Origin of the sequence: Pseudobdellovibrio sp. HCB154 (assembly GCF_046267985.1) — a bacterium.
Classification (GTDB): Bacteria; Bdellovibrionota; Bdellovibrionia; order Bdellovibrionales; family Bdellovibrionaceae; genus Pseudobdellovibrio.
Genome location: NZ_CP176530.1, coordinates 1157745 through 1179215, shown reverse-complemented (window position 1 = coordinate 1179215; position 21471 = coordinate 1157745). Strand labels below are relative to the sequence as shown.

The window sequence follows — 21471 nt, the reverse complement described above, 5'->3', positions numbered from 1 at the left end:
TGGCTGGCTATCTGGAGCGACTTAGGAATTATTATGAAATCAGGTTTAGCTGCACTTATTCACCCATCCACAAAAGCAGACTTTTTAGCTGCTTACGAAGCCAATGAGCCCTTCGTGGTTCACCACCCGAAAGAAGCTCTTTCAGAGCTACGTAGTTTAGATTTTTTAGCGTCGTTAGATAGCCTTTTAAACATGTGGCCACATGCCATTCAAGCCCACTTACCTGACTTACGCGACGAGGCCAGTTCGATCGATACCACACCTAAAGATGCGAAAAAATTATTTCAAAACGGTATGGGATTACTTTTCAACGAAGCCCACCGTATTTCACCTTTATTACAAACATGGTTAGAAAAAATTCGCGCTGACTTAGGAATTTCAGCCCAAACCTATTCACGTTGTTTAGTTTATGCGACTCCAGATGGTAAAGGCACAGCTGCCCACTTCGACCAAAATATCAATTTTGTCTTACAAATTCACGGAACAAAAATCTGGAAGTTAGCCCCGAATGAGCATGTCATTAATCCTTTAACCCGTCATACGATGGGTTTAGCACCTGATGCAGAACTTGATGGCTACTTAGAAGACGATCTGCCGACTGAAATGCCTGAATCAGCCCAAACTATCGAACTTAAACCCGGGTCTATGCTTTTCGTACCACGCGGCTACTGGCATTCAACCGAAGCCCAGGGCGAAGCTTTAGCTTTAAACTTTACTTTCACAGCTCCGACCTGGATTGACCTCTTCACAAACGCTTTACGAAGCCGCTTAGCCCTTTCACCTGAATGGCGTGAAACCGCTAACGGCGTCTGTGATCCAGACCGCCGTGACGAAGCTGAAGCTTATCTTGAGACCTTACTAGCTGGGCTAAAAGAAGACCTTCCGCACTGGGAAGCTTTAGATATTTTAAACGCTACCGAACCTGAATAATTTGTACTAACCTATTTGGGTGAAGGCTTTAAATTCATTTAACAACTCGACTGCGGATTTTAAACTTGAGGCGGATGCCACACGTACCGGTGAAACGCTTAACCTAGTTTATAAAATTTTAGATGCAAAAAATCTTTTAAATTTACCCACAAGCTTTACCAGTGACGCAAGCACTACTCCCCGAGTGGATGGTCTTTGGAATGACACTTGTTTTGAAATGTTTCTTCGTCCCAAAGGTCAGAAATCTTATTACGAATTTAATTTTTCTCTAACACCTGCGTGGAATGAATACTTCTTTGAAAGCTATAGGCTGCCACAACCACCGAAACAGTGTCAGGATATTTCTCTTAAGAAAATTCAATGGAGTGGCGATCTTTTAGAAGTTGAATTACACGGGCTTAAACCTGAAGAAAAATTTGAGATCAGCTTAACAGCGGTCTTAAAAGAAAAATCAGGCGCGATTCACTACATGGCTTTAAAGCATGCAGGTCATGAGCCCGATTTTCATCACGTCGATAGTTTTATTGCGCTTTAGGCCGCACGCCTAATGCTAGTTTTTCCGTCTACCATCCAGCGCAAAAACTCATTTAAATCTTCAGAACGACGATTTCGAGAATTTTCCCAAAGTTTATTGTCAAACAAGCAATAAAATCTGGATTTAGCACGCGTAATTGATACATTTAATCGTTTTGGATCAGATAAAAAATCTAACTGATTTTGATCAGCCACCGAAGTACCGAATGATAAAAAGATAGCCTCTTTCTCTTGTCCCTGAAATCTTTCAACTGTATCTACCAGAACTTTAGACGCCTCATCTACCCCAAATCTACTTTGCAGAGTCGCATTTACAATACCCGCTTGAGCTCTATACGGGCAAATAACTCCAACATCTCCTAAATGAGATTTACTCTTCAACAGCTGTTCCAACTTATCTGCTATAAAATTTGCCTCGTCCCATGAGTGATTCCGAGGAGCTTTAGAAGAGAATCTTTTTGGTACTACAAATTTATCAGCATAAAAAGCCTGGTTATGCATAAAAAAATCGCGATCAGCTACCGATATATCTGGCGACAACTTTCCTCTATAAAATTTTTCCGATGACCAGGCCTGAATTTCACGACGCATACGATACTGTGTTTCTAACATAGGAGTTTCATTGCTGATTAATAGTGAAAACACATTGTCGTAGGGTAATTCAGCATGCTCGGCAGATAACACTGGTGGTAATTGAAACTGATCACCAACCAAAATAACACGTTTTGCGAGAGTCTGTATAAATGGCCAGAAATAAATCGGAACTTGTCCTGCCTCATCAATAACTAACAGATCTACTTTGGGTGGACTATTAAATGCGATCTTATGAAGTGTAGATCCTAGAAGGTTTGCTTCATTAATCTCATCACTGAATTTCGATGCTACGAAGTCTAAATTTGCAATGTGTTTATGGTATAATTCTTTTTTAACTTTATCAGGATCGCCGACTCGAACCCAATCAAATTCAAATGTTTTGTCCACTACACGCCCAAGCAGATTATCAACAGCCGCATTTGTAAATGACGTTACACAAACTTTCATATTAGAGCTTAAAGCTAGGGCAATTACAGCTCGAAGTAATTGTGTCTTGCCCGTTCCAGGAGGACCTTGTATAGCTCCACTTAAATTATTACTAATTAAATACTGAATCGCACTCTTCTGAGTGTCATTTAACTTTTCATATAACACTTTATAATTTGAGTCTTGTATAGAAAGATTATATCTGCCATTTCCTAGCAAAGTTGGACCTGAAATATTACGAATTTTCTTTTTCAGTATATTATTAAATAACGAAGACGAACTTTTAAAAAGAAAAACCTCCTTGATACCGTTAATATCTAGTGGTTTTTCTGCTGATATTACAACCTCGATCTTACCTGGCGCAGGATAGGCAACGCCTTCAACCCGCCACTCATTTGATAATTTAACGGAAAGATCTGTCCCTTTTTTTTGAGTTCTAATTTCTACTCGATCACCAGGCCTAAAGCGCGAATAATAAACATCACCACTTAATTTCCATCGAGCGAACCCAAGCTGTTCTTTTAATAATAATGGCCCAAGTGCATCTGCACTTTCGCAAATACTACTAAGAGGCGATTGGGTTTCAAAAAGGTATCTTGAATACTCAGCCCTATTTTCGGCTTCTAACATATTAATCAAGGAATGTATTTCAACTGGGGCATTAGCTTTCATAATTCTATAAATACTTCGGTATTTATGAATTAACAGCTTAGCGAAAGAATGTATTAAATTGAGATAACTTGAAAGTTATTTACTAATAACTGACTTAATCCAACCCATTTCAACCGCAGGGATTCCATAAATACCGTATCCGCGGCACTGAGCTTCACCACGGCTTGTGATACCGGCTAAGTAGAGTTTGCTCTCAACCATAATATACGCTGGGCCGCCTGAATCGCCATGGCAAGAGCCTGATTTCTTTTCATCAGTCATAAATTCAAACTGCCCTACAGCAACAGCCGGAACTTGCGTCTTTTTCATAACACCATCGTATTTGTAGTTTTCATCTAAACCATAACCTGCCAGATGAATCGTCGTGCCTTTTTGGATTTGTTTTAAAGTTGCAAATGGTACTGGTTTAAATCCCGGTGGAAGGTCTTCTTTAAATTCAACAATAGCGTAGTCTTTGTAATCACCAGGAGCCATCCCGCCCATATCACATGTAGGGCAATAGCTTGGGTGCGGAGTTACGTTTTTAACTTTGTAAAACACGGCCGTGCTTTTTGTGGCCACAAGGCCGAAGTAAATATCAGCCCCTTTTAATTCGCAGTGAGCTGCTGATAAAATAAAATGTGGAGCAATAATCACCCCAGTGCAAGGGCTTGAGTTTTCAGCAAAAATAGCTACCGTGTGGCGCGCGTATAAGTCTTTAGCATCAACGAGCTTACCGTTTACGATATTGGCTGAGTCTGATAAGAAGTTTTCTGTTTCTGAGTTGTTTTCTGGAGCACACGCAACTAAGGCTAACATAGCAATTGGTAATAAATAGCGTAATAAGATATTTGAAGCCATCACTCACTCCTGTTAAATGAAGCAGTGATAACTTAAAGCTTTTGGTAAGACCAGCAGCAATTCATCTTTGAAAAAAATAGAGGATTTTTGCCACCCTATCTACGACAGGTTGCCAGCAAATCATCACATTCGTTCTGAATATGGCCACGAAGCTTTTCAACCTTAGCCTGAACCGCTGGAGCTTTTACATCCTTAGAGATTTCCCATAGGGTAAGCCATTTCAATAGGTCAATAAGGCGCGGCTTGGTAGGTCCTTTAGAAAGCGGATACTTAGGCATACTTAAGCCCGCCATGACAGCCTCAAGCGAACGTTCAACCCAATCGATCTCAGTCTGTGTCAGATAGATTCGGTTTAACATGTGACGAGGTAATTCTAAAGCCCGGCTTTCTAAAATTTGATTTAAATTACGTAGCTCTAGAATAATTTGCTGATGTTCAGCTTCGAATTTTTTTCCGTAAAGTTTATCGGCGGCTTTCTTCCAAGCGTCACAAAAATCTTCAAAATCAATGTTTTGCTCTTTCTCACCCATACCTGGGTGAGTCAGGTCATAAATAGTTTTACTTAATGTTTCAACAGTTGAAACCGGTGATGTTTTTTCATAATGCAGTCTTAGCATGTGGTGCGCCCAACTGGCGATATCGCGAATTTCGCTAAAATGAATTTCAGCGGTACGAAAAGTTAAATTTACAGTTTCAAAACTGCGCCAGTCCATCGGACGATTTAAAAACTGATCCATCTGACTTTTGCTGCGCTCTGCGGGATGCGTATGATAAAAATCTTCAAGTAAAAACGAAAATTCTGAGAATGATTTATCCCAGAGATTTTCAGTCTTACACATTTTATAAAGATGAAAAGCCTTCAGGCGATTCGGCTGGGCTTGATCAAGTAATCCATTGATCTTTTGAACTATCTGTCGAGGAAACGTATTCCATGTTTCTTGCAGCATCTCTTAATTTTAGCACTGAATACAAAAATTAAGAGATTTTTGTTTGGCCGTTTTCGTCTAAGTTCTTTACAGAACCACAGTTAATTTGCTGCTGGCCGCTTTAAGGCTTTGCCCTAGGGCATCAGCGTTTTGCTCTAAACCTTTAAAACGTGAAGCTTGGGCGTCTTTTTTAATAACCTGAGCCTCTTCGATCAAAGGATGAAGACGCATTTCAAAATTAGCTAACTCTTGAGTAATTCTATTTTTTTCTTCTGTAGACAAGTCGGCACTGGCGGCTGACTGCAAGACTTTCATTTCTTCGTTGAGCTGATTCACTTTGACCATCAGCTCACGAAAAGCTTCCACTTTAGCAGCCTCATCGTTATTTCTAGACTGCAAAAGTTCAGCTTTTACAGCGACAACTTTAGCCGCCTCTTCAGAGCGATTTTTAGCGTCGGCAATTAATTGCGCGAGCAGAACGATTTCATCAGCAACAGCGGTCGCACTTTCAGCAAAGGCCAACATTAACCGACGGATTTGACTGTAGTCGAATTCAGTGTTGAGTTCGATTTCACCGATACGCCCGCTTAATCTTTCAAGACTTGAAAAATTAGAGTCTAGCGAAATAACGGTTTTAACTAATTCAGATTGTTCAGCTGCTTTTTTTAAATTTGCCATAAATTATCTTTTCTGAAATGGGAATTTTGCCCCTTGTTTTTATTTTAAATCAGTAGGTAGCAATTATTATTCCCAGAGTAGCGACTTGCGTAATAATGATGTCAGAAGTTACGCTCCTAATCTCTAGACCGCTTATTAAAGCGCGTGTAGAAATAGAGCCGTGACAAAGACTAATAAGTTCAATCCATTCGGAGACTTGGCTAAAACCAGCAAAATGGTTCAAACCACTTTGAACTTCGATTGGGCCAGAACAGAACTGGGCTCCATCGAAACATGGGACAGTGGCTTAATCAACTCTTTGCGGATCGTCTTCAATTGCCCAATCGGAATGTACTGTTGCTGGGGGCCCCGACGAAGATTTTTCTATAACGATGCTTACATTCCGATTTTAAAACATCGCCACCCAAAAGCTTTAGGTTGCACGCTAGATACAGTTTGGCCTGAAGTTTGGGAACAAGTGCATGCTATCGTTCTAGAAATTGAAGCCGGAAGAACCGTTCTTGAATCGGACGTGCTATTTTACTTAGAAGTCGACGGAGAAATCCAAAGCAATTATTTCACTTACGGTAATTCGCCACTCTTCAATTCTGAAGGAAAAATTTCAGGAATGCTTTGCACGATACTCGACACAACAAAGTCAGTTGTTAGAACCCGTGTCACTGAAGAAAACCTTACGCAAGCAATGCTCGCCCTTCAGTCGGCAAAAAACGAAGCCGAAATTGCTAATCAGGCCAAGTCATCTTTCTTAGCGAACATGTCGCATGAAATTCGTACGCCGATTGGAGCAATTCTAGGTTTTGCAGAAATTATGCGAACCCAAGATCTTGCTGTTTCAGAGAGAAAAAAATATCTCGATACTGTTATTCGTAATGGAAAATCGCTTATCCGTATTATTGATGACATCTTAGATTTATCTAAGATCGAAGCCGGTAAACTTGAAATCGAATTAACTCCTGTGAAACTTAACAGCTTGCTTCAAGAGGTACTGGCTATGTTTTTTGATCACGCTGCCAGAAAACATATTCAGCTCGTTTATGAAGCCTCAGGTATTGATGACCTCGTCGTTCTCACTGACGCTACCCGCACCCGCCAAGTTTTAGTTAACCTTATCGGTAACGCTGTTAAATTTACTTCTAAAGGTTCGGTGAAAATTTCTTGTCGCGCAGATCAAGCGACAAAGACCCATAAAAAAATAACTTTCACCATTGAAGATTCAGGCATCGGCATGACACAAGAACAAGCTGATCGTTTATTTAAACCCTTCACGCAGGCTGATATTACGTCTACCCGCCGTTATGGGGGCACTGGCTTAGGCTTAGCCCTTTCAAAAAACTTAGCACATGCTTTAGATGGTGACGTAAAAATTCTTAACTGCAAACCAGGGCACGGCTGCGTTTTTGAATTTTCACTTCACGCCGAAGAAACCGCAGAAATAATAACGACAACTCCTTCAGCAAGTTTGACAGCGGAAGTGCAAAATTCGTTGAGAGGTTTAAAAGTGTTAGCGGTCGATGATTCACAAGATAACCGTGAATTAATTAAAATGATTTTAAACAGCTCAGGCCTAGATGTCACCGAAGCTGAAAGTGGCGAACAAGCGATCGACCAGGCTTTTAAACAGCATTACGATATCGTGTTAATGGACATTCAAATGCCGGGCATTGATGGCTATAGCACATTGGCTGAACTTCGTAAGCGCGGCTTCCAAGAACCGGTCATCGCGCTTACCGCTCATGCCATGAAAGAAGAAAAAAACCGCACTTTAGCAGCAGGTTTTGCCGACCATGTGACTAAGCCGATTAATTCGAAAACTTTGCTGCAAACGATTCAGTCGCATGTGCGACATCATTGATTAGTTCTTATTAAAAATCGTTCGCCTTAATCAATTTTAAAACTAATTGCTCAATCTCATCTCGTATTAACCTTACTTGTTCAAGACCTTGGCCTTTGGGATCTTTAAGTGACCAATCAATTATTTGAAGCCCTGGAACGTAAGGACATTTTTCTCCGCACCCCATCGTGACCAACAAGGCTGCGCCTTTAGTGAGATCTTCGGTTAATAACGTTGGCTTTGCCTGTGATAAATCTATTCCAACTTCACTCATGACAGTCATGACTTCAGGATGAACCCGGGCTGCGGGTTCAGTTCCTGCCGAAATACCTCTTAAGTCTTGTCTCTTTTTATATTTATTGAAAAAGGCCGCCGCCATTTGTGAGCGACCGGCACTATGAACACAGGCGAAGATGACTGTTTTCATACATAATCCTTTGAAATAAAATTCGAAAACCGTAAGATCTCAGTCAAAATCGTATCCAAGTATTCTGGATTATTTAAGAAAAAAATAGCATTAGACTTATAGCACGACTTGCGTAGAATCTTTCTTAAAGAGGAGCAACTATGACGTCATTTCAGCCTATTCTTAATTTTGCAATTATCTTTATTTACACTTTACTTTTTGGAACAGCAGCTTTTGATAAGTGGAAAACTCTTTCAACACCGGAATGGTTTATCAAACAATTTGATAACACGTTCGTGAAAAAACTTCCAGGTGGAGCTTCAGCAGGCTACTGGGTTATTGCTTCTCTTGAAGTTTTATTAACGTTCGCATTTATTATCTCGATCTTTAATTTTGTATTACTGCCCTATGCTCTTATAGGATCACTTTTCTTGTTTGGAATTTTGCTATTTGGATTAAGAATCACTTACGATTTTCAGGGATCGGCTAATATGTTCGTTTATTTTGGAACGACATTGGTTTCATTGTACCTAGCGACAATGAACTAAAAATAATATTGAAAACGTATGATTCATATCTACATCGATGCTGATGCCTGCCCTGTAAAAGACGAAACCTATAAAGTAGCTGCGCGCTACCAAATTAAAGTTTTCGTCGTTGCTAATCAGTATCTGAATGTCCCTCTTGATCCTTTGGTAGAAATGAAAGCGGTGTCAGGCAGTTTCGATGCGGCCGATGACTGGATTGTCGAACAGGTTACTGATCGCGATATAGTGATTACCGCAGATATTCTATTAGCTGATCGTTGTGTAAAAAAGAAAGCTCGCGTACTCGGCCCGAAAGGCGTCGAATTCACCGAAGATAATGTGGGCTCTGCTGTCGCCAACCGCGAGCTTATGCAAAACTTAAGACATATGGGAGAAATGCGTGGAGGCCCCGCCCCGATGGATAAAAAGGCCCGCTCACAATATTTAGGAAAACTTGATCAGATTATTCAGTCTTTGAAGAAGAAATAGCATTTTAATTGCGCAAAAGACCTTTTAGCTTTAAGACTGGTTTATGACAAATAATGATATTTTTAAAAAGCTGCGCGTCGCTCTATCTTTTCGTGATACTGATATTTTAGAGTGTTTAAAAAATGTCGATTTCGAAATTTCAAAATCTGAACTTTCCGCTATTTTTAGAAACGAAGATCACCCCAACTATCAACCCTGCGGCGATCAATTATTACGTAAATTTTTAGATGGCTTAATTATTCGTAACCGTGGCGTTATGGAAAAGAAATCGCAACCCAAGACATGACACTAAAAATAAAACCAGCGGCCAGTACTCCGGTGAGTTAATCGCTCGCGGAAGATAACTGGCTAAGAAAATAAACCAAATATAATACATTCCAAACCGCTGGATATTTTTCCAACGACGAAAGCCAATTTTCTTGATCGCATAATCAGAAGACGTCATCGCTAAAACAAAGATAACAAAAAAACCAATGCCTCCAAATATTTTTGAAAGCGGGCTTACCGTTTGCTGAAATACATCTTCATAGTTTAAATATAAAACAAATATCGCCAGGCCATGAACAAGATGCGATGCCGCAAAAGACAATCCTAAATAACGGCGATTTTTTCTAATCCAAATCGTAAATTGATTTTTAGAAAACAACTGCAGCGAACTCGCAATAAAAACAATACCGAATAAAACCAAAGAATATTGAGCCGTAAAACTAATACCTGATCTTAAACCTGACAACAGATCAATAGTTTGAAAGACCAACAGACTTGTTATGGCAATAACAGGCAACGAACATAAGAAAATTAAATTCTTTCCGTTAATTAAACGTTTCATGAAAAAATCGTATCTGAAAAAAGATAAAATTACACACATTTTGCGAACCCGCAAAGCTTGTGTAGGCCATTTTTTAGTTGATTGTTTCAAACTGATTAATTAGTTCGAAGTTTCGACCACGTCTTTTTGTTGCTGTTAAAATTAAAGTACTTCCAAGATGGGAGACTTTATGAAGTACATATTAGTAGTTCTGATAGCAACCTTTGCCCTAGAAGTAGCTGGTAAAGATACCGATGCACCTTATGTGGCTGTGGGGCAAGGAATTGCAGTTCCAGCTTATACCTCACCGATTAATTTTTCTCATGGCTTTACCTACACGAATCCCTCAGTTGCGGCATATTACGATGGCATTCAGCTTTCGTTAGAGCATGCAACGGCCGACAAAGAAGATTCCAATCAGGTTTCAGGAAGCGGGGCTGAATTTGCCGTGGGTACTGGCAAGGTCGGCTTGGGTGTTGGATACTCTGAGCGTGACTGCGACAACTGCGAAGGAAAAACCGGCGCCATAGCGGGTTTCTCGTTTTCAGGTTTTTCTGCCGGTATCGGATATCACGAAGACGATACTTACTCAGCCGGGGTAATTATTGGCGCTTCAAACGCGCATCGTGTGGGTCTTACTGTCGATTGGCAACAAGGGCCTGATGACAATGACGATGTTCGCTCGTACGGTCTCGGTTACGGTTACGTCGGAAATAGTGTCATCTTTACCTTAGAAGCTTCAAAAAAAGAAAACGAAACAGAATCCCCGTCAGATAAAATTATCATGTTAACTCCAGGGCTAGAAGTTCAGGCTCAAAACGTCGCCCTGTCAGTATCTCATGACACATATTTAAATGACGAAAACGAAACTCACGAAGCCAACACTTGGTTTGGTGCCGGATTTAATTTTAAGTCTGGTAGTTTTAGTCTTTACCACGACTACGTCAACGAGTGGGCCTTTGTCTTGGCGTTTAAGTTTTAATTTTTCGTTCGTTGATACAGGTTACTACCAAGCTTCAATTTAGCACGGTCAGAACTTACCACACAGTCGGCAATAACCTGAGCTCCAATTTCTGACATGATGCCAAGGCTGCCGTTAGTATATAGTTCAACAAACGGATACTTTAATGTTTTGGTAGTAGGTGAACAAGACTTCTGATTTTGAAAAGCTGTAACCGTCACATTCACGCCATGACCAGAAAATTTTCCAGCCTTATTCATAAACGTGAAAACAGTCTTTTCATTTTTGACAGCTTTACCGCAAACCGAATGTGGCGTTAAGGCCGATTCAGTTCTGCTTGTCCACTCACCGACTAAGTTCTGAGAATTGCAATTACCCGCAACCGACTGAATAGACAAAACAGTAACAGAAACTAAAGCGAAGACCAATTTCATAACCAGACAAATAGCAGTCGCTTTAACGCTGAATCAAGTATGTTTAAAGATTTGATATTATTTATAATAGGAAAAAATGGCGGAGCCAGTGGGACGTATTTAGAACTTATTTATGCGAAACCAAGATAGCTTATTTTTCAAGCAAACAGAGTTTCAAATCAAGACCGAAGCTAACTGCTTGAAATTTTAATAAATAGATCCCCATAATGTAAATAATGATTCATTTACTAAAATTCCGCTTAGTTGTTTTATTATCTCTAATCTTTGTTCCACTTTTTGCAAATGCAGATGCCATCAATCCCCTTCTCAATCTGTTTACAGAAGAAACTGCCTCATCTGCTTTAGTTCTCACTCTTTTTATAATCTTAATCGAATCAATTATTCTTAATAGGTTTATTAAAACTGTTAGATTTCAAATCCATATTTGGCGAACTACATTATTCAACACCCTATCAAGTGCAGCAGGCTCAGCCGTAGCTTTTTTGTTTTACAAAGAAAATATTCATTGGGGAATGAGTGAGTTGTACCTGCCTATGTTCTTAATAACATTAGTTACAGAAACTCCAATGATTAGGTATTTATATCGTCACGAAAATTTTTCCTGGTTACGTTCAATAAAGTTTTCGTTAGCAATAAATATTACAAGTTATTTTTTATTGTTTTTTGGCCAATTTGGAATTGCTCTTAGCAGTATTTTTTTTGGTCAAATTGTAGACGAAAATACAATTAAAAAATGGAATGAAATCTCTATTTTAGATGGCGAATCAGGATATATTTACACCGTAAAAAATCTAAACAGTGGTTGGCCAGAAAAGAACATATTCAATCGCTACGATGTCGAACTTAGAAAATGGTCAACACTTGATCTAGGCTTTAAAGAAGGATTTAACTCATGGGATTGGGATGTCCGCAAAAACATCATCGCTTGCATTGAAACGGTTGCAAACAATGATGCTCAAATCATTTCGATATTTAATACAGATAAATTGTCTAAAATTTCTGAAATAAAAAGTAAAGGTGGGGAAATGCGAATATCCCCTGACCTTAGTAAACTTGCTGTTCTAGAATTCGACAAACGCATTGGTGCACCCAAAGATGATGATAGTCATTTTATGCTGGGTACATCGAATAAATTACGCATTTACGATATTAACACGGGAACGTTATTGTTCGAATCACCGCGATTAGCATTAGACGAAGGAATGACTTGGCTAAATAACTCGAAGGAAGTGATATTCACATCATTTCGCGAAGAAGCGCTATTTAACAATAACGAAGACATTTACCATTCGATGGGATATGGACGAGCCTATAGTAAACCCAATCAATTCCCTGTCGATCTATTTATCTACAACTTAGAAACAAACTCTGTAAAATTATTTACTGAAGGTATTCGCCCAAACTCCATTGCCTCAACTGATCAGATAACTTTCATAAAAGAACTTGGATTTGAAAAATATGAATTATGGAAATCAGACATAAATCTCACAAACCGCGAAATCGTATTCGCAAATTTTCCATATTCAGCGCGATATAAAACTTCACCCAGCGGTTTAAAATACCTATTCCAAATCCCCCACAAAGATCCATTGAGAGGCAATAGTTTCCTTACAATATCTACCGCAGACAATTCTGATTATAAGTTTATCATTGAACCGTACTACCGTTCTGAATTTAGATGGATTGAAAAATAAACTATATTTACAGCCAGCCAGATAAGTTCTAATCCAATTAGGACTTATTAAAAAAATCATGTCTAAGATTTGTATTTATTAAAGAGAAAAAATGGCGGAGTTGACGGGACTCGAACCCGCGGCCTTCCGCGTGACAGGCGGACGTTATAACCAACTTAACTACAACTCCGTTAAGTATTTAATTCGTAGTGGAGTTAATTTATGGAAAACGCCGATCAAAGTAAACTACTTTTTCAGGCCTGCGTAATAAAATAGCAATAAAAACCTATCTTGGGGAGAAATTCCCGTTTCACAGTGGGCCGACTTTAGTTCATAATGGGTTTTTCATATATTTCTCAAGGAGACCCCTCAATGAAGAAGCTTATTTTTGCTCTTATTTCTTTGACTGCGACTTTATCGCTTGCGACAGCAGCAAAATCAGATGCTACCACTGACCTTATGGTAGAAGGCGTACACTGTGCCGCTTGTACTAAAATGATCAGCAAAAAAGTATGTGCTGACCCTAAATTAGCTGAAAACTTTGAATCTTGTGGCGTAACTGTTGTTGATACTAAAAAACAAATTGGCAAAATCTCTTTACGCTTAAAAGAAGGTAAAACTTTAGATACAACAGCTTTAGATGCAGCCGTTAAATCAGCTGGCGATAACTACAAAGTACAATACAAAAACGCCGAACCTGAAACAAAAACTGAAAAGAAATAATCATGTTAGATAAGATCTCTAAACTTCTTTGGTTAGACATGGAGATGACCGGTCTTGATGTAAACAAAGAAGTCGTTATTGAATGTGCCTGCATCATCACAGATCTAGATTTCAAAGAACTAGATAGCTTTGAAGCCGTGGTTAAACAGCCGCAAAAGTACCTAGATGCTATGGATGCCTGGAATACCGAACATCACGGAGCCTCAGGCCTCACAGCCGCTGTACCGAACGGTATGGAGCCAGATTCAGTAGAATTTCACATCACATCAATGATCGACCGCCACTTTCCGCAATGGAAAGAAGATAAAAAGTTTAAGCCAATTATGGCCGGTAACTCGATCACACAAGATCGTTTATTTGTAGATAAGTATTTTCCGAAAATTGCAGAACGTCTTCATTACAGAATGTTAGATGTTAGCTCTTGGAAGATTATCTTTAATAACAAGTACGACAAATTATACCGTAAACAAAACGCTCACCGTGCTTTAGGCGATATTCGCGAAAGTATCGGCGAACTAAGATACTACTTAGATCAAATTAAAACTGATAAATAGGTCGTATGGACTATCTTAACAATTAAAAAAAGGCTGTGAAACCACAGCTTTTTTTCCTTTAATTCTAGTTATACAACACTTTCGAAAAAGGACATCCTAACTAATTCAGGTTAGAGTTCCATAAGCTGAAGGCATTTACTCATCTCCTGATTCTCAAAATACTGATGTAAAATACATGCAGTGATGTTTAAGTTTAAATTCACTCAAAAATCTAAGAATAGGAAAAATTTTGCAAAAGGCATTAAAATCAGTCTCCTATGTTAGGATATAAGTATGGATCAAGAAAAATTCCAAGAATTACTCCTTCAGCATTATAGATGCTTTAAGCAGCTGCTCGACACCTGGGAGAAGCGTGAGCCTGAGTTAACATTGAACATTGATATGCAAATTGCCTTGTACTGTAAAAATTTAATCGCAGCTGCTAAAAGAATAGCACCCGAATTTCCAGAAATGAGTTCACATATTGCTAGATGTTTTTTGGAAGTAGAAGTTATTCTAAAGTGGCTGAAGCAGGACCCACTAAATTACAATATATTTTGTGCCGATGCAGAGTATGCGAACCTGAAGTTAATGAAGACCAAAAAAGCATTTGTCGAAACTGTCGATGCTAGTTTGGTAGTCGAGTTTGAAAAGCGAATCTGCGAAATAGCAGAAAATCTAGAAAAAGGAAAACATAGTCAGTTTCATGACAAGCTATCTCCCTTGCATAACATTAAGGGAACTGCGAAAAAAATTAATGAGTCATATGGTGCACATGTTTCAGCATATTTTGATTATTATTCCAAAATGTCACACCCAACTGCTTGGTTAATTATGACAAACCCTAACGAGCTACCCCTGATCAGGAAGGAAGCGATGAATGGCATTCAGAAGTCAATTATTACTATTTTAAATACACTAGATCAGCAACCAAGAGTCATTTGAGTCTCATTCAGTGTTTTGCAAGAAAATCATCAATGTCATCTTCAGTAACTGTTTCTTCTTCGAATTCCTCATTCATTCCTACGACTGGTGATCGACCGAAAAGAGTAGGCTCCTTAAAGTCCTCCCCTTGTAGATGTTTAATAATAGCTTTTGATAACTCGATGATATTTGACCATCTTTGAATTGCGTAAAGAAACATTACCAGTTCTAAAGTTTTGACACTTACGATACTAGCGTGAATCTGCCGTCTTTTAGGGGAATACTCAGTTATAATACTTAAGTCTTTAGCGACATTACGTTCGGAAAAAAGTTGAATTTCGCGCTGTAAATTTAGCAACGCATTATAAAGAGGAGTTTCCAATAAAATACCTTTAGTATTATCAAGTTTCAGAAATGTTGATGATTGAAGGGCTCGCGGCAATATAAGGGGATTATATTTTATTTGGAGTAATTGATATGAAAGACTGCTCAGTGTATCAAAACGCTTTGCACTGATTGCAAAAAACTCTTCGAACCTATTACTCTTATCAAGTCGATGCTCATCGTAAAACCTTTGTATGCTGTATAGGGGAGCAAAAACTTGTTTCTCTTTATATTTTACAAGACTCGTAGCTAAAACATGTCTTACTTCTTTTAAAAGAAGCTTTTTAGTCACAGCGACGTCGATTGCCTCTCCATTGAAAATCATCGGATTTATTACATCTACAATGTCCCGAAACGAATTAAACTTATGTATCCAATTTGCAGATGGAAACTCATTTTCACCTTTAACTGCACCTTTAGTTTGCTCGTTTTTGCCAACTTCATTTAGAAAATCGATAATGAATTCGGGATCTCTTGCAAATCTCGAAGGGTAATTCTGAATAGATGAAATAGCTTCCTTATCCGTGAGGTCTAACAATTCAAGATGTTTTGCTAGCTCGGCTCTATCAGAGCGCAAATCCCACACCTCCGCTCTAACAAAGTTTATAATTTTTAGCTGACCTTTTTGATGAAGTTTATAAGCTTCTTGAAACTCTTTTCTGGTGATACTAATCCTATTTTTTTCATCAAACCATCCTCCTACTCGGCTACCAATTAAAAGGACATAATAATCTGCTTTAGAGATTGAGTTTAAGCATTCCTGATAAGAATGTGAATCTAGTGATTTTTTAAAGTCATTATATTCGGAAGCCAAAACTTCACATCCTAATGATTCAAGGTAGTATTTAAGAGCTGACCTCAAGTCGGCGAAATCATAGATTGTTGATGAAATAAAAAATGTAGGTTTTTTCATTTTAGCCTTTTTCGTAAATAGGATTACAGTTTGCTGAAAAAAACGGTTTTGCGGTATTTCGAACCGATCAACGCGATGCAATTCTTTGTTACTAGCAGTGCTTAAAACAAGGCAATCTCATATCGATCTAGGGTAAGTTCTAAACTCGTTCCATTGGGTCCGCCATTTTTCTCTTAAATAATTTCAAATACTTAGATACGATTTTTTTAGATCACTCTCAACAGGTCTCGAACTTTAGGGAGTACTTGTGCGAAATCGAAATGGACTTTTTCAAGTTAATGAAAAACGAACCTATTTCGAATTCTGCAAAAATAGGAATGCGATTATAATTCAAATAATAGGAGAAATCTGTGTCAGACAAACCTCAGCAAAAACAGCATGTGCTTGGAGTTCCAACGGATAATATAGCAGGACTGTCTGTTGACGAGATTTATAATAATAAGACCGCAGTTACAATGCTATTTCACTATTACAAGCAAGTTAACGATGAAAACGTTGGCTTGAAAAATGATAGGAATACTCTTCAAACTTACGTTGCAGCTTATGAGAACAAAAAGTCGGATTCGGCTACGGCATCGTTTTTATTCTTAGCAAGTAACGTTGTCATAGCATTTGCAGTGAATTTTATTACTGGGGGACATGACAGTATAGGATGGGTTACTTTAATTCCTGGGGTTGTAATGTCTGGCGTTGGTTTTTATCTTCAGTTTTTTAAGGATCGAATCAAATGAGTGTTAGGTATATTTTTAACACTAGAGGCGAGTATGTCGCTTTTATTCAAAATAAAAACTTATTTTCGCCAGATGGTAAGTGGCTAGGTTTCTTGCCTCAAGGTAACCTCGTATTTAACAAAGATGGAACTTTTTTAGGCGAGGTTTCTTCTGATGATAGAATACTAAGGAATAAAACAGTAAATTATCAAAAAATGATGACGCCATTCGCGCCATTTACGCCATTTACTCCATTTCGTCCATTCCAACGACTAAGAACTTCGAGCCCTCCATACCCATATGTCGATGTTTTTGAAAATAAAGAGGGATTTAGCCCAACTGAGTCTACAAAAGACTTTAGTTATTTAGAAGGTTGTACGATTGTTGCGCCGAACAATGCTTATCTTGGTAAGATTACCACAAATAAATTTGATCAAGAATCTATTCTTAACAAATTTAGTCCATATGGAAACAGATACTCACAACAATCTATTTTTAATGAGTACTGTCCTTATGGTGGAAATTACGGCCAATTTTCTCCGCTGAATAAATATTCAACCACTCCGCCAGCGATTTATAGAGCTGGTCAATTTGTAGCACATTTGACGGTAAACCCGTACGTTGCGGGAGATAAAATTGACCCGAATGAATTTTATAAGTGGATACAAAGTATGTAATTTGACAGTCGCGAATCATTGAATAGTTGAGAGTAAAAGTTCTAAAATCGCCACATTGGGCTCGCCATTTTTCTCTTAAACAATTTAAATTTAGAAAATAAAAAAGGCTGTGAATCCACAGCCTTTTTTATTTTCTCGATTAACTATTTCAAAACCTAATTCGTTTTTCTATTCTCAAGCTCTGATTGAGCTTTATTACGAACGTCTTTAGCTGGGTCTTTTGCTAATTGCTCTAATAATTCAGTCGTTACTTTTTTATTAATAACCACATGGTAACGAACAACTTCGTTTTTATCTGAAGCTAATTGGTTCACAACTTCTTGCGGAACATTGGGGTTCTTTAAAACAGTCGCGCGGTAAACCACTTCTTCTTTTTGTGAGTAGTCTTTTAAAACTGACTCTGGACAATTCGGATTCATTAATAACGTCTGAATCATCGTTTTATCTTTTGAAGACTGACCAATCTGGATTAATTCATTCACTAATTCAGGCGTTAAATCACCTGAAGCCTTAGCAATGATCTTTTGGCTAACTGACTGTTTATGGTGATCAATAATCATAAACGTTGCTGTAGAAGCTGCTAAAACAAAAGAAGCTACGATCTTCACAGACGAAACTTTCGAGTACGTATCTTGTTTTTTAGTCACTTTGCTAAAAAGTGAATAAACCGCAGATCCTAACAAGCCAAACGCAAATGAATTCAATGTCGCAAACACCGAGAACATGCCCATAGTGCCGGCCGCTGGCCCCCACTGCCCGTTTGTAAGTGATACTTGGTACGCGCGGTGGAAATAATACATATCCACATACATTGTGAGTAAACCAAAAGCTAAAAACGACAGAATATGAACCGTTTTGTTTTTGTTATGAAAAAAAAGCGCGCCAAAAGTCAGCGCGCTTAAAGGTAGAATAGCTAATGATATAAAAATCAGAGTGATCATAATCTCTCTTTTAGTTGAACACTACTAGTAACGGTAGTGTTCTGGTTTGAATGGTCCTTGCTCGTCTAAGTGTAAGTACTTAGCTTGCTTAGAAGTTAATTTAGATAATTTAACACCGATTTGGCCTAAGTGAAGAGCCGCAACTTTTTCGTCTAAGTGTTTAGGTAAACGGTAGATCGCGATTTCTTTGTACTGTGCACGGTTAGTGTATAACTCGATTTGCGCTAACACTTGGTTAGTGAACGAGTTAGACATTACGAAAGATGGGTGACCAGTAGCACAACCTAAGTTCACTAAACGGCCTTTTGCAAGCACCACGATTTCGTTACCGTTTTTAAGAGTGTGAACGTCAACTTGTGGTTTGATTTCACGCACTTTTGAATTTTTATTTAACCAAGCCATATCGATTTCGATATCGAAGTGACCGATGTTACAAACGATCGCGTTGTCTTTCATTTTTGCGAAATGTTTTTCAGTGATGATATCGCAGCAACCAGTAGCTGTTACGAAAATATCAGCGATTGGCGCTGCTTCTTCCATAGTAACAACTTGGAAACCTTCCATAGCTGCTTGTAATGCGCAGATTGGATCAATTTCAGTGATAAGAACGCGAGCACCTAAACCACGCATAGAGTGCGCAGAACCTTTACCTACATCGCCGTAACCAGCAACAACAGCTACTTTACCAGCCATCATTACATCAGTCGCGCGTTTTAAAGCGTCAGTTAAAGATTCACGGCAACCGTATAAGTTGTCGAATTTAGATTTAGTTACAGAATCATTTACGTTGATTGCTGGAACTTTTAATTTTTTATTTTTAAGCATCACTTCTAAGTTGTGAACGCCTGTCGTTGTTTCTTCAGAAAGACCAAAGATCTTTTTTAACATGTGAGCGTAACGTGGCTCGTGCATCATGTTTGTTAAGTCACCACCGTCATCTAAGATCATATTGTAACCATCAGCGCCCCATCCTTCGATAGTTTGCTCGATACACCAGTTGAACTCAGCTTCAGTTTCGCCTTTCCAAGCGAATACTGGAACGCCAGTCGCTGCGATAGCAACGGCTGCTTGATCTTGAGTCGAGAAGATATTGCAAGAAGACCAACGAACTTCAGCTCCTAAATGAGTTAAAGTTTCGATTAGAACTGCAGTTTGGATTGTCATGTGTAAGCAACCAGCGATTTTAGCACCTTTTAGCGGTTGCGATTTGCCGAATTCTTTTCTTAAAGCCATTAAGCCTGGCATTTCTTTTTCAGCAATTTTGATTTCTTCGCGGCCCCAACGAGCTAGTTCAGCAAATACTTTTGGATTTTCCATAGCTTCTTTAGCTACGCAGTAATCAGGGCCAGCTGTTTTTTTAGCTGATTTACCTTTAGCTTGAGATTTGTTTTTTGCAACAGCGGCAGCGATCGCTTTAGTAGCTGCTGTTTTGTTTTTTCCAGAAGTAGATTGTGTACGCATGGTTTTCCTTTTTGTGTTTAAGATTCTTATTTAAAAAATTATTCTAAAGTTAAAATTTCGTAACCTTTATCAGTGATCAGAATTGTGTGTTCAAACTGAGCTGATAATTTTTTATCTGTTGTGATGTAATACTTAATTTCTGAATTCGGGATTGAATACTCATCAAAGTCTTCAACGCCTTCATTCACCATGGGCTCAACTGTAAAGCACGTCCATGGAATGATTTTTTCGCCTTTACCACGTTTACCAAATGCCGGAACAAATGGGTCCATGTGGAAAGTCTTACCGATACCGTGGCCACCGATTTCTTTAACCGTTGTGTAACCACGACGTTGAACGTATTTGTTAGTTTCAAAACCGATGTCACCAGTGTAACCATTAGGCTTAATCGCTTCAATACCGATCATCATGGCGTTATAAGCAGCATCTACAAGGTCTGAAGCCTCTTTTGAAACTTTGCCCACCATAACAGTTTTAGAAGTGTCTCCAAAGAAGCCGTCTTTTTTAACTGTCACATCGATATTTAAGATATCGCCTTCTTTGATGACGTAATCAGAAGGAGTTCCGTGGCACACCACTTCGTTGACTGAAATACAAGTGGCAAACGGATACCCGTAGTAACCTATACATGCTGAAGTACCACCAAGTTTTTCTGTGTAATCGTTAGCGATTTTATCTAACTCAAGAGTTGTAATACCCGGCTTAACTTTGCTGGCTGTGTAGTTAAGGACTTTCGCTGCCATCTTGCAGACAACGCGCATTTTTTCAATTTCGTCCTTAGTTAAAGGAACCGGAGTTCTTGAGGATTTAGACATGGGGAAAATTATACTCCCCAGAGGGGAAATTAGCAAAGGGGTTGAAAAAATTGCCCTTTCGCTAACGCGGCTGGAGTTCCATTTTGAGCTAGTAGGTTTCACCTACGGCAAAAAAAAGGCCAACCCGAAGGTCAGCCTCTCTATATCTCAGCTTACGCCGAATATACTAAAACTTATTTTAAGTGTTTAGAAACAAGTTTAGTCATTTCGAACATAGAAACTTGTGATTTTCCGAAGATTGGTTTTAATTTGTCGTCAGCGTTGATGTTGCGACGGTTTTTGTTATCTTGTAAGCCATTCTTTTTGATGTAAGCCCATAATTTTTTAACAACTTCAGTACGTGGTAAAGCTGCAGATCCAACGATAGCTGCTAAAGTAGTAGAAGGAGTTAAAGCTTTCATGAACGCTGCATTTGGCTTACGTTTAGAAGCTGCTTTTTTAGGAGCTGCGGCTTTTTTAGGAGCAGCTTTTTTAGCTGGAGCTTTAGTTGCTTTTTTAGCTGTAGCTTTTTTAGGAGCTGCTTTTTTTGCTGTTTTCTTTGCCATGGTATATCCTCCGTAGAATATTGTTAAGGCGTTGTTTTTGTATCTTCTGACTGTCGTAATAATGAATCATTCACTATGACTTCAGTCTTAATATTAAAGTCGATGTTCCTAAGCAT

General features: G+C 38.7%; 25 protein-coding genes and 1 tRNA gene. 13 read left to right on the top strand and 13 right to left on the bottom strand.

Going from position 1 to position 21471, the window contains the following annotated elements; all coding sequences use genetic code 11:
* Positions 1-33 precede the first annotated feature (33 nt).
* Positions 34-930, top strand: coding sequence for a JmjC domain-containing protein (locus tag ACKWCF_RS05870; protein ID WP_409479772.1), 897 nt, complete (start codon positions 34-36; stop codon positions 928-930).
* 19 nt (positions 931-949) lie between these two features.
* The gene (locus ACKWCF_RS05865; RefSeq protein WP_409479771.1) at positions 950-1465 is read left to right on the top strand and encodes a hypothetical protein; all 516 of its coding nucleotides are present in this window, start codon (positions 950-952) and stop codon (positions 1463-1465) included.
* Here the strand turns inward: ACKWCF_RS05865 and ACKWCF_RS05860 are convergent.
* The 4 genes from ACKWCF_RS05860 to ACKWCF_RS05845 form a co-directional block, all read right to left on the bottom strand.
* Positions 1462-3156 carry a DEAD/DEAH box helicase gene (locus ACKWCF_RS05860; RefSeq protein WP_409479770.1) on the bottom strand — a complete coding sequence of 565 codons (1695 nt, stop codon included), beginning with the start codon at positions 3154-3156 and terminating at the stop codon, positions 1462-1464. The two genes, ACKWCF_RS05865 and ACKWCF_RS05860, sit on opposite strands and share 4 nt — an antisense overlap.
* Positions 3157-3231: 75 nt before the next feature.
* On the bottom strand, positions 3232-3996 hold the full coding sequence (locus tag ACKWCF_RS05855; RefSeq protein WP_409479769.1) for a S1 family peptidase: 765 nt from the start codon (positions 3994-3996) through the stop codon (positions 3232-3234).
* Between the two features lie 95 nt (positions 3997-4091).
* Positions 4092-4943, bottom strand: a complete 852-nt coding sequence (locus tag ACKWCF_RS05850; RefSeq protein ID WP_409479768.1) for a hypothetical protein — start codon at positions 4941-4943, stop codon at positions 4092-4094.
* A gap of 66 nt (positions 4944-5009) precedes the next feature.
* Positions 5010-5600, bottom strand: a complete 591-nt coding sequence (locus tag ACKWCF_RS05845) for a hypothetical protein (RefSeq protein ID WP_409479767.1) — start codon at positions 5598-5600, stop codon at positions 5010-5012.
* Between the two features lie 214 nt (positions 5601-5814).
* Here ACKWCF_RS05845 and ACKWCF_RS05840 point away from each other — a divergent pair, with 214 nt between their 5' ends.
* Positions 5815-7452 carry a response regulator gene (locus ACKWCF_RS05840; protein WP_409479766.1) on the top strand — a complete coding sequence of 546 codons (1638 nt, stop codon included), beginning with the start codon at positions 5815-5817 and terminating at the stop codon, positions 7450-7452.
* A 10-nt stretch (positions 7453-7462) separates the two neighbouring features.
* On the opposite strand, the gene ACKWCF_RS05835 is transcribed toward ACKWCF_RS05840, so the two are convergent.
* A complete protein-coding gene (locus tag ACKWCF_RS05835; protein ID WP_409479765.1) occupies positions 7463-7858 on the bottom strand; it encodes an arsenate reductase ArsC in 396 nt (131 codons plus the stop codon).
* Between the two features lie 140 nt (positions 7859-7998).
* Between ACKWCF_RS05835 and ACKWCF_RS05830 the strand changes: the two genes are divergently transcribed.
* Genes ACKWCF_RS05830 through ACKWCF_RS05820 form a run of 3 tightly spaced genes read left to right on the top strand, consistent with a single transcriptional unit; the run spans position 7999 to position 9139 of the window.
* Positions 7999-8385, top strand: a complete 387-nt coding sequence (locus ACKWCF_RS05830) for a hypothetical protein (protein WP_409479764.1) — start codon at positions 7999-8001, stop codon at positions 8383-8385.
* Between the two features lie 18 nt (positions 8386-8403).
* Positions 8404-8853, top strand: a complete 450-nt coding sequence (locus ACKWCF_RS05825) for a YaiI/YqxD family protein (protein WP_409479763.1) — start codon at positions 8404-8406, stop codon at positions 8851-8853.
* 43 nt (positions 8854-8896) lie between these two features.
* Complete coding sequence (locus tag ACKWCF_RS05820) at positions 8897-9139, top strand: DUF1456 family protein (RefSeq protein ID WP_409479762.1); 243 nt, start codon at positions 8897-8899, stop codon at positions 9137-9139.
* On the opposite strand, the gene ACKWCF_RS05815 is transcribed toward ACKWCF_RS05820, so the two are convergent.
* Positions 9086-9682 carry a ferric reductase-like transmembrane domain-containing protein gene (locus tag ACKWCF_RS05815; RefSeq protein WP_409479761.1) on the bottom strand — a complete coding sequence of 199 codons (597 nt, stop codon included), beginning with the start codon at positions 9680-9682 and terminating at the stop codon, positions 9086-9088. The genes ACKWCF_RS05820 and ACKWCF_RS05815 overlap by 54 nt on opposite strands.
* Before the next feature lie 169 nt (positions 9683-9851).
* Between ACKWCF_RS05815 and ACKWCF_RS05810 the strand changes: the two genes are divergently transcribed.
* The gene (locus ACKWCF_RS05810; RefSeq protein WP_409479760.1) at positions 9852-10643 is read left to right on the top strand and encodes a hypothetical protein; all 792 of its coding nucleotides are present in this window, start codon (positions 9852-9854) and stop codon (positions 10641-10643) included.
* Here the strand turns inward: ACKWCF_RS05810 and ACKWCF_RS05805 are convergent.
* A complete protein-coding gene (locus ACKWCF_RS05805; RefSeq protein ID WP_409479759.1) occupies positions 10640-11056 on the bottom strand; it encodes a hypothetical protein in 417 nt (138 codons plus the stop codon). The genes ACKWCF_RS05810 and ACKWCF_RS05805 overlap by 4 nt on opposite strands.
* Positions 11057-11271: 215 nt before the next feature.
* Here ACKWCF_RS05805 and ACKWCF_RS05800 point away from each other — a divergent pair, with 215 nt between their 5' ends.
* Complete coding sequence (locus ACKWCF_RS05800; RefSeq protein ID WP_409479758.1) at positions 11272-12750, top strand: hypothetical protein; 1479 nt, start codon at positions 11272-11274, stop codon at positions 12748-12750.
* 92 nt (positions 12751-12842) lie between these two features.
* Here ACKWCF_RS05800 and ACKWCF_RS05795 read toward each other — a convergent pair.
* Positions 12843-12919, bottom strand: a tRNA-Asp gene (locus ACKWCF_RS05795).
* Between the two features lie 182 nt (positions 12920-13101).
* Here ACKWCF_RS05795 and ACKWCF_RS05790 point away from each other — a divergent pair.
* From ACKWCF_RS05790 to ACKWCF_RS05780, 3 genes are all read left to right on the top strand, one after another.
* Complete coding sequence (locus ACKWCF_RS05790) at positions 13102-13452, top strand: hypothetical protein (RefSeq protein WP_409479757.1); 351 nt, start codon at positions 13102-13104, stop codon at positions 13450-13452.
* 2 nt (positions 13453-13454) lie between these two features.
* Positions 13455-14006: an oligoribonuclease gene (orn, locus tag ACKWCF_RS05785; protein WP_409479756.1), complete on the top strand. Its 552-nt coding sequence runs from the start codon at positions 13455-13457 to the stop codon at positions 14004-14006.
* Positions 14007-14279: 273 nt separating this feature from the next.
* Positions 14280-14930 (top strand): hypothetical protein, encoded by a 651-nt coding sequence (locus ACKWCF_RS05780; protein ID WP_409479755.1) that lies wholly within the window; start codon positions 14280-14282, stop codon positions 14928-14930.
* Positions 14931-14937: 7 nt separating this feature from the next.
* On the opposite strand, the gene ACKWCF_RS05775 is transcribed toward ACKWCF_RS05780, so the two are convergent.
* The gene (locus ACKWCF_RS05775; RefSeq protein ID WP_409479754.1) at positions 14938-16206 is read right to left on the bottom strand and encodes a DUF4062 domain-containing protein; all 1269 of its coding nucleotides are present in this window, start codon (positions 16204-16206) and stop codon (positions 14938-14940) included.
* A 350-nt stretch (positions 16207-16556) separates the two neighbouring features.
* On the opposite strand from ACKWCF_RS05775, the gene ACKWCF_RS05770 reads away from it, so the two are divergent.
* Together ACKWCF_RS05770 and ACKWCF_RS05765 are read left to right on the top strand one after the other, a co-directional pair.
* Complete coding sequence (locus ACKWCF_RS05770) at positions 16557-16937, top strand: hypothetical protein (protein WP_409479753.1); 381 nt, start codon at positions 16557-16559, stop codon at positions 16935-16937.
* Positions 16934-17593: a 4-fold beta flower protein gene (locus ACKWCF_RS05765; protein WP_409479752.1), complete on the top strand. Its 660-nt coding sequence runs from the start codon at positions 16934-16936 to the stop codon at positions 17591-17593. The genes ACKWCF_RS05770 and ACKWCF_RS05765 overlap by 4 nt, the downstream gene beginning before the upstream one ends.
* A 155-nt stretch (positions 17594-17748) precedes the next feature.
* Here ACKWCF_RS05765 and ACKWCF_RS05760 read toward each other — a convergent pair whose 3' ends face one another.
* From ACKWCF_RS05760 to ACKWCF_RS05745, 4 genes are all read right to left on the bottom strand, one after another.
* Complete coding sequence (locus ACKWCF_RS05760) at positions 17749-18534, bottom strand: hypothetical protein (protein WP_409479751.1); 786 nt, start codon at positions 18532-18534, stop codon at positions 17749-17751.
* A gap of 24 nt (positions 18535-18558) precedes the next feature.
* Positions 18559-19851, bottom strand: coding sequence for an adenosylhomocysteinase (gene ahcY / locus ACKWCF_RS05755; RefSeq protein WP_409480249.1), 1293 nt, complete (start codon positions 19849-19851; stop codon positions 18559-18561).
* Between the two features lie 182 nt (positions 19852-20033).
* Positions 20034-20810 carry a type I methionyl aminopeptidase gene (gene map, locus ACKWCF_RS05750; protein ID WP_409479750.1) on the bottom strand — a complete coding sequence of 259 codons (777 nt, stop codon included), beginning with the start codon at positions 20808-20810 and terminating at the stop codon, positions 20034-20036.
* A gap of 173 nt (positions 20811-20983) precedes the next feature.
* Positions 20984-21355 carry an SWIB/MDM2 domain-containing protein gene (locus ACKWCF_RS05745; RefSeq protein WP_409479749.1) on the bottom strand — a complete coding sequence of 124 codons (372 nt, stop codon included), beginning with the start codon at positions 21353-21355 and terminating at the stop codon, positions 20984-20986.
* Positions 21356-21471: the final 116 nt, after the last annotated feature.

Coding starts and splice junctions, on each gene's coding strand:
- ACKWCF_RS05790 (WP_409479757.1), top strand. CDS start 13,102: ATGAAGAAGCTTATTTTTGCTCTTATTTCTTTGACTGCGACTTTATCG.
- ACKWCF_RS05850 (WP_409479768.1), bottom strand. CDS start 4,943: ATGCTGCAAGAAACATGGAATACGTTTCCTCGACAGATAGTTCAAAAG.
- ACKWCF_RS05805 (WP_409479759.1), bottom strand. CDS start 11,056: ATGAAATTGGTCTTCGCTTTAGTTTCTGTTACTGTTTTGTCTATTCAG.
- ACKWCF_RS05760 (WP_409479751.1), bottom strand. CDS start 18,534: ATGATCACTCTGATTTTTATATCATTAGCTATTCTACCTTTAAGCGCG.
- orn (WP_409479756.1), top strand. CDS start 13,455: ATGTTAGATAAGATCTCTAAACTTCTTTGGTTAGACATGGAGATGACC.
- ahcY (WP_409480249.1), bottom strand. CDS start 19,851: ATGGAAAATCCAAAAGTATTTGCTGAACTAGCTCGTTGGGGCCGCGAA.
- ACKWCF_RS05845 (WP_409479767.1), bottom strand. CDS start 5,600: ATGGCAAATTTAAAAAAAGCAGCTGAACAATCTGAATTAGTTAAAACC.
- ACKWCF_RS05830 (WP_409479764.1), top strand. CDS start 7,999: ATGACGTCATTTCAGCCTATTCTTAATTTTGCAATTATCTTTATTTAC.
- ACKWCF_RS05775 (WP_409479754.1), bottom strand. CDS start 16,206: ATGAAAAAACCTACATTTTTTATTTCATCAACAATCTATGATTTCGCC.
- ACKWCF_RS05860 (WP_409479770.1), bottom strand. CDS start 3,156: ATGAAAGCTAATGCCCCAGTTGAAATACATTCCTTGATTAATATGTTA.
- ACKWCF_RS05810 (WP_409479760.1), top strand. CDS start 9,852: ATGAAGTACATATTAGTAGTTCTGATAGCAACCTTTGCCCTAGAAGTA.
- ACKWCF_RS05855 (WP_409479769.1), bottom strand. CDS start 3,996: ATGGCTTCAAATATCTTATTACGCTATTTATTACCAATTGCTATGTTA.
- ACKWCF_RS05825 (WP_409479763.1), top strand. CDS start 8,404: ATGATTCATATCTACATCGATGCTGATGCCTGCCCTGTAAAAGACGAA.
- ACKWCF_RS05835 (WP_409479765.1), bottom strand. CDS start 7,858: ATGAAAACAGTCATCTTCGCCTGTGTTCATAGTGCCGGTCGCTCACAA.
- ACKWCF_RS05870 (WP_409479772.1), top strand. CDS start 34: ATGAAATCAGGTTTAGCTGCACTTATTCACCCATCCACAAAAGCAGAC.
- ACKWCF_RS05765 (WP_409479752.1), top strand. CDS start 16,934: ATGAGTGTTAGGTATATTTTTAACACTAGAGGCGAGTATGTCGCTTTT.
- ACKWCF_RS05820 (WP_409479762.1), top strand. CDS start 8,897: ATGACAAATAATGATATTTTTAAAAAGCTGCGCGTCGCTCTATCTTTT.
- ACKWCF_RS05800 (WP_409479758.1), top strand. CDS start 11,272: ATGATTCATTTACTAAAATTCCGCTTAGTTGTTTTATTATCTCTAATC.
- ACKWCF_RS05815 (WP_409479761.1), bottom strand. CDS start 9,682: ATGAAACGTTTAATTAACGGAAAGAATTTAATTTTCTTATGTTCGTTG.
- ACKWCF_RS05780 (WP_409479755.1), top strand. CDS start 14,280: ATGGATCAAGAAAAATTCCAAGAATTACTCCTTCAGCATTATAGATGC.
- map (WP_409479750.1), bottom strand. CDS start 20,810: ATGTCTAAATCCTCAAGAACTCCGGTTCCTTTAACTAAGGACGAAATT.
- ACKWCF_RS05745 (WP_409479749.1), bottom strand. CDS start 21,355: ATGGCAAAGAAAACAGCAAAAAAAGCAGCTCCTAAAAAAGCTACAGCT.
- ACKWCF_RS05840 (WP_409479766.1), top strand. CDS start 5,815: ATGGTTCAAACCACTTTGAACTTCGATTGGGCCAGAACAGAACTGGGC.